At 66.5% G+C, this 6,206-nt stretch carries 6 protein-coding genes and 4 pseudogenes; 3 read left to right on the forward strand and 7 right to left on the reverse strand.

The features are described 5' to 3' along the window. The 3 genes and pseudogenes from AAFU51_18660 to AAFU51_18670 form a co-directional block, all read right to left on the reverse strand. A pseudogene (locus tag AAFU51_18660) lies at positions 1-153 on the reverse strand (IS3 family transposase). A gap of 238 nt (positions 154-391) precedes the next feature. After that, on the reverse strand, positions 392-1,414 hold the full coding sequence (locus AAFU51_18665; protein ID MEO1573275.1) for an IS110 family transposase: 1,023 nt from the start codon (positions 1,412-1,414) through the stop codon (positions 392-394). A gap of 70 nt (positions 1,415-1,484) precedes the next feature. After that, a pseudogene (locus tag AAFU51_18670) lies at positions 1,485-1,742 on the reverse strand (IS3 family transposase). A 76-nt stretch (positions 1,743-1,818) separates the two neighbouring features. Here AAFU51_18670 and AAFU51_18675 point away from each other — a divergent pair. Continuing rightward, positions 1,819-2,847, forward strand: coding sequence for an IS110 family transposase (locus AAFU51_18675; GenBank protein ID MEO1573276.1), 1,029 nt, complete (start codon positions 1,819-1,821; stop codon positions 2,845-2,847). A 241-nt stretch (positions 2,848-3,088) separates the two neighbouring features. Here the strand turns inward: AAFU51_18675 and AAFU51_18680 are convergent. Next, positions 3,089-3,364: pseudogene (locus tag AAFU51_18680) on the reverse strand (transposase). Positions 3,365-3,665: 301 nt separating this feature from the next. Then, a pseudogene (locus AAFU51_18685) lies at positions 3,666-3,758 on the reverse strand (transposase). A gap of 222 nt (positions 3,759-3,980) precedes the next feature. On the opposite strand from AAFU51_18685, the gene AAFU51_18690 reads away from it, so the two are divergent. Then, a complete protein-coding gene (locus tag AAFU51_18690; GenBank protein MEO1573277.1) occupies positions 3,981-4,469 on the forward strand; it encodes an RNA polymerase sigma factor in 489 nt (162 codons plus the stop codon). Beyond that, positions 4,466-5,212, forward strand: coding sequence for a hypothetical protein (locus AAFU51_18695; protein MEO1573278.1), 747 nt, complete (start codon positions 4,466-4,468; stop codon positions 5,210-5,212). Before AAFU51_18690 ends, AAFU51_18695 begins: the two co-directional genes overlap by 4 nt. Position 5,213: 1 nt before the next feature. Here the strand turns inward: AAFU51_18695 and AAFU51_18700 are convergent, their stop codons facing one another. Together AAFU51_18700 and AAFU51_18705 are read right to left on the reverse strand one after the other, a co-directional pair. Then, positions 5,214-5,519 carry an aldehyde dehydrogenase gene (locus AAFU51_18700; GenBank protein MEO1573279.1) on the reverse strand — a complete coding sequence of 102 codons (306 nt, stop codon included), beginning with the start codon at positions 5,517-5,519 and terminating at the stop codon, positions 5,214-5,216. Positions 5,520-5,572: 53 nt separating this feature from the next. Continuing rightward, positions 5,573-6,206, reverse strand: a 634-nt coding sequence (locus AAFU51_18705; GenBank protein MEO1573280.1) for a molybdopterin-dependent oxidoreductase, incomplete at its 5' end; no start/stop codon positions are given.

Genomic DNA, 6,206 nt, shown 5'->3' on the forward strand with positions numbered 1-6,206 from the left:
TACGAAGTCGTAGGACCAGACGTGGTTGGGCCGCGCCGGGCGCAAACGGACGCATGAGCCGTCGTTGAGCCACCGCCGACCCTTCTTGGGCTGCTTCTGCGGGACTTTCAGCCCCTCGCGTCGCCAGATGCGTTCCACCCTCTTGTCGTCTAATCGCGCAAGCCATTTCCCGGGCCTCGTGTCGATCTCTGCGAGCAGATCCTTGTCGTCTTCGCGGTCATGGCATGCGCCTGCCGCATGAGTGGCGCTCGATCGAGCGGCGTCTCGATGTGATTCCCGCGCTTGGCCCCTGCTTCGAGGACGACGCAAAGAAAGTCGCGAGATCGCCGCAGCCATGCCCGGGCGGGCTCGGCATCTTGTCAGTCCTGATCCTTCTCCATGCCCCTCGTCATCACGCCGCCGGGCGTGCCTCGAAGTCTCGCCCGTCGCGCATCATCCCGTAGAGGACGGTTGCCAGCTTGCGTGCGAGCGCGACGCGGGCTTTCCAGCTGCCGGCGCGGTCTGCGAGACGGGCAGCCCAGTCTCGCAGGCCGAGGGGCATCCGTGTGCGGAACATGATGACGCTGGCGGCCTCGAACAGCAGGCGCCGGGTGAGGCGATCGCCGCACTTCGAGATGCGCCCGCCAATATCGACCTCGCCCGACTGGTAGCGCGTCGGCGTCAGTCCCAGATAGGCGCCGACATCGCTCGAGCGTCTGAAGCGACCCGGATCCTCGATCGCTGACGCGAAGGCGATGGCAGTAATCGGACCGACACCGGGTGCGGTCATGAGACGGCGGCAGGTCTCATCCTCGCGCGCGATACGGCCGAGCTGGCGATCGAACCTGCGCCGTCGGTCTCGAAGCATCGCCAACGTCTCAAGGAGGCCATTGAGCAGGTCGCTGACCATCGGATCAGCGGGCATTGCCTGGCGCACGGCGCGATCGAAAGAGCCTCCCTTGCCGGGACCGAGAAGAATGCCGAAGGTCTTGGCCAGCCCCCGGATCTTGTTGATGAGGGCAGTGCACATGCGCACGAGCTGATCCCGGGCGACAACGATCGCCCGCACCCGGTGCGTTGCCATCGATTTCATCGGGACTGCGTCGTACCAGCCAGAGCGGACGAGCTGCGCAAGCCCGCGGGCATCGTTGCGATCGGTCTTGTTGGCCTGGAGCTTAAGTGCCGCAGCCGCCCGACGAGCGTGGATGCAATCGATCGGTATGCCGGCATCGCTCAGGCCATGCGAAAGCCAGACCGCGACCGGACCGGTTTCCATGCCCGCCCTAAGCAAGTCAGGGGCGTGACGGGCAAGGCAGGCCGCGATCGCCTCAATCTTCGTGGGCACCTTGCCCTGCCAGACTGCCATACCATTCGCGTCAACCACGCAGATCGCAGTTTCCTTCACCGAGACGTCCAGTCCCGCATAGTGCGTCATCGTCCTTCCTCCTCTGCAACGACGACGCAGCGTAGTGTACGAAGGCTGACACCCCCGATTACGCCATGTGGTTCACGTGCCAACCCGCGTTGTTCAGCAGGCCTGTGACCATGCGATAGCCGTAGCGCCCGTAGTCGCGGGCCAGAGCGATGATGTCCTCGGTCAGGAAGGCTTCATCGGCACGGCCCCGCGGGACGCCGTGCTGGGTGGAGCGGTGCTGTCCGAGCGTGCGGACCAAGCGCACCACCCGGACTTGCAGAGAAACGGGCACGCCGAGCGTCTGTTGCACGCTCTCGATGCAGCCTCGGCGACGCGCGGGGCTCAGAAGTAATGGGATGGACCGCCCCTCCTGCCTCGGCTCGGATCGAGGCACCTGTCATGAGCCACAGAAGAGGAGGCAAGCCATGAACGAGATCCGTGTCGTCGGGATCGACCTCGGGAAGAACGTCTTTCATCTGATCTGCATGGACGGAGACGGGCAGATCGTGAAGCGCAGGCGGTGCTCACGGCCCCAGCTGTTCGCCTTCTTCCGCAATCGGCCGTCCTGTCTGGTCGGTATGGAGGCTTGCGCGAGTGCGCACTTCATCGGTCGAACGCTGGCTGAGGTGGGCCACGAGGCACGGCTGATGCCGGCGCAATACGTGAAGCCCTATGTCGGTCAGCAGAAGAACGACTTCGCCGACGCTGAAGCCATTGCTGAGGCTGTCCAGCGGCCGCGTATGCGCTTTGTGCCGATCAAGACCCGCGAGCAGCTCGAGCTACAGGCCGTGCATCGCGTGCGCGATCGGCTCGTCGCGCGGCGGACGGCAGTCAGCAACCAGATCCGAGGGCTTCTCGTCGAGCACGGCATCGTCATGCGCAAGGGCCGGGGCGGCTTTCGCGGCTTCGTGCCGGCGCTGCTGAGCGACGAGGCCGGCCCGCTCCCACCGGCGATGCGCCAGCTTGTCGGCGGGCTTTGGGAGGAATGGTGTGCCACCGATGCCGCCGTTCAGGACCTCAGTCGCCAGCTCGAACACCTTGCCAAGAAGGACGAGGCTTGCCGCCGCCTGATGACGGTGCCTGGCGTCGGCGCTCTGGTCGCCACGGCCATGGTCGCCGCCGTAGCGGACGGATCCGCATTCGCTCGAGGTCGAGACTTCGCCGCCTGGCTCGGCCTTGTGCCGCAACAGATGTCGACGGGCGGGAAGACCCGCCTCGGCAGCATCACGAAGCGTGGAAACACGTACCTCCGGAGGATGTTCATTCACGGTGCCCGCAGTTTCCGTCTGAACGGCAATCGCGAGGCGCACCGAATCGGAGCGTGGCTGGATGATCTTGATCGTCGAATGCACAAGAATGTCGCCACAGTGGCGCTCGCCAACAAGCTCGCCCGCATCGCCTGGTCCGTCCTGAGAGGAGGCGAGGAATACAGAGGACGCGTCGGCGCTGCCTGAGCTCAGAGCGGCACGACCATGAGACGGCGTGCGCGGTGAAGAGGGGATGGCGCTGAAACGATCCGCAACCGGTCACGGCTGACGTGGGAAACCGGCCCCGGCGGCCGAGTTAGTATCAAGCCCGGCCGGACTGCGGATACCCATCGAGGCCCGGAGCAGATGGCTCCACAGGGAGGCCGGATACATTGACGCAAACGTTCAGCGCAGACCGAGATCACACTTGCACGCCCGGGGCGGTCCATACATTTCCCCGCGCGGCTTCCGACAGAATGAGCTTGTCGAGCGTCAGGTCCGAGACTGCACGCCGAAGCCGCTGGTTCTCCTTCTCGAGCTCCTTCAACCGCTTTAGCTGTTCCCGACCCATGCCGCCGTAGAGCCGCCGCCAGCGGTAGTACGTTTGCACCGTCACGCCGATCTGGCGCACCGCGTCGGCAACCGACATGCCCTGGCCCTGCAGCACCTCAACCTGCCGCAGCTTCACGACGATCTCTTCCGGTTTGTCTCGCTTCCCAGCCATCCCGGGTCCTCCTCAAAGCGGGATCATTCTATCCCAGTGGGTGGACCACTTCAGTGGGGGCACTCCATCTCAGCCAACTGAGATCGGGACACCCCGCCAAGCTTCTTACGCCAGTTGTAGTACGTGCCATCGCTGATACCGGCTTTCCGACAAGCCTCGGTGACGTCGTTGCCTGCAGCGAGGTGCACCTCGATCTCACGCAGCAACCTCAACGCATCCACGTCCGTATGATGCTTCCGGGACATCAATCACTCCTGTCCAGCTCAACGATCTATGGCCCAGTTCTAGGGGGCTGGGACACCACCCAGGCGGCAAAGTCACGCCCTCGATCAAAGCCGTCGCCGATCCCGACCGCCGCCACCATCGCGATCGAGATCATCGGGCCCATGCCGGGCCTCTGAACCACCTTGACGGCCGGCGCCACGGCGACGGTTGCAAGAAGGTCGTTCCGGGCCCTGCACGTCGATTGAGGTCCTGGGCCGCCCGCGATAGCGCAGGCCGGAGCCCCCCGGCCGACGGTCCCCGCCAATCGGGCGGGCGGTGATCCGCCCGTCCGATCTTTGTCCCGCATCAGCGCGTCGATATAGTCCGGGCGATTAGCCGCTGGGACCTGATCGTGCAGGTGCGACCGCACCTCCTCGCCTACGCGCGCGCACTCGCGGACACGGCGGCCGACGCCGAGGACCTCGTGAGCGATGCGCTCGAGCGGGCCGGCCGGTCCGCCGATATCCCAGGCGAGCCAGATGCGCTTAAGCGGTGGCTCTTCCGCGTCATCCGCAACCTCAACATCGACGAGCTGAGGAAACGCCGAGTCCGAAGGGAATATGCCGACGGCATCGACCGTCATTGGAGTGGAGGCGAGGCCCAGGACCACGGGCCGGAGGACGCGGTGCTCGTCCGGCTTGCGCTCGAGACGCTTAAGCCTCATCAGCGCGAGGTGCTAGTGCTGGTGGATGTGTTGGGCATGACCTATGCGGAGGCTGGCGCCGTGATGGACGTCCCGCATGGCACGGTGATGAGCCGGGTGTCGCGGGCCCGTCGGGCGCTCTTGGCGAAGCTGGAGACCGTTGGGGACAGGCCACCGCAGCGGACGAGAGGTGCGTGATGGTCGACGAGCGGGATTGGGAGCGCCTGAACGCCTTCGCCGACAACGAGCTCGGCCCGGCGGAGACGACGGTGATGCGGGCCCGCTTGGCAAGGGACCCGGATCTGGCGGCCGATCTTGCCCGGATCGGAGCGGCCAAGGCGGCGCTCGGTCGTCTGGCCCCGGACCCGGTGCCCGGATCGGCGCGCATCAAGTCGCGTCGATGGGCGGCCGCGGCACTGGCGGCGTCGGTTGTGCTCGCCGTCGGTGTCTCCGTGACATGGGTTGTGAGCGGGCCCGGCAGCGAGACCTGGCTCACCGCGGCGGAGATCGATGATCGCCTGTCGGCCCGAAGCTATGTCCTCGCCACCGATGGGCAGGTCGCACAGTCGCTGGGGCGTGCCCTGCCGGACGTGACGGTGCCCGACTTCGCCGCGGCGCAGCTGACGCTGGTCGATATCGAGACATGGGGCGCGGGGCCGCAGGCCCGGATCGCGGCGCACTACCGCGGGCGCCGCGGGTGCCGGGTCACGCTCCTCACGGAACCGGCGGACGCGCGTGCCGATGCGGCCCCGCCCTCAGCGCACCGGTGGCAAGCGCAGGGCACGGCCTACACCCTTGTTGCCGACGGGATGGCGCCGCTCCGCTTTTCCGCACTCGGCGACTACGCGGAGGCCGTGACGGGCGCCCGGGCGCAGGACGCGCCCGAACCGCTGCGCCAGACGCTTGAAGCGGAAACAGCCGCAGCGCCTCCCTGCGTCTGAGTCACTTTGGAAAGTTCGGACGGTCCTCGTTGTAGTGGGCAGCCAGGTAATCGAGGATGATGCCACGCTGCTCCGGGTCGAGTTCCGCCATACCCTGTTCCTCGACCATCCAGTCGAGCAGCTCGTCCCAATGCGCACGGCTGAGGCCCTGCTGGGCGATAATCATCTCGGAGTGACAGGCCGTGCAGCCATAGTAGGTGTCCTCGACGCCAGGGGCGACATGCAGGACGCCGAACTCGCTGTCGTCCGCTGCGGCGGTGGTCGCGGCCAAAAGGCAGGCCGCCAAGGCAAGTGGCAGAGCTTTCATGGGGGATCTCCAGGGAGGATGGTTGGGCGGGCGACGGCCCGCCCAATGGCCGATCAGCCGACGCGGACCGCGACGCGGTGCATGGTGTTGTTGAGGTAGCCCTTGGGGTTCCAGTCGATGGCGAAGGGTTGCATCTCGCCGCTGTCGTCCGTCGCCCGCGCCCAAACCTCGTAGTATCCGGCTTCCGGGAAGCTGACGTCGGCCCGCCAGTTCTGCCAGGCGCCGTCGTTGACCGGGGCGTCGAGCTCGGCGTTCTGCCAGGTCGCCCCGAAATCGGTGCTGATGTCGACCCCCGTCACCGAGCGGTCGCCCGACCAGGCGTGCCCGCGAACCGCCAGCGTCTGCCCGGCCGTCGCCCCGCTCTCCGGGCTTGTGATGAGGGACTTCACGGGCATGCGCTCGATGATGACGAAGTCCTCCTTGGCCACTTCTTCGCCCGGCGCGACGGGCCGGTTCGGTACCCGATACGACGTGCCGGTCATCTTCGGCCCGTCATGCACCTGATCGCGCAGCCAGATCCGGGTGAACCACTTCTGCGAGCACGAGCCCGGCCAACCCGGCACCACAAGCCGGAGCGGCGCCCCGTTCATGGGGTGAAGCGGCGCGCCGTTCATCTCGAAGGCGATCAGCACGGTGTCGCTCAGCGCCTTCTCGATCGGCAGACCGCGCGAGATCGGCAACTTCTCC

The organism is Bacteroidota bacterium (assembly GCA_039821555.1).
Taxonomy (GTDB): domain Bacteria; phylum Bacteroidota; class Rhodothermia; order Rhodothermales; family Rubricoccaceae; genus JBCBEX01.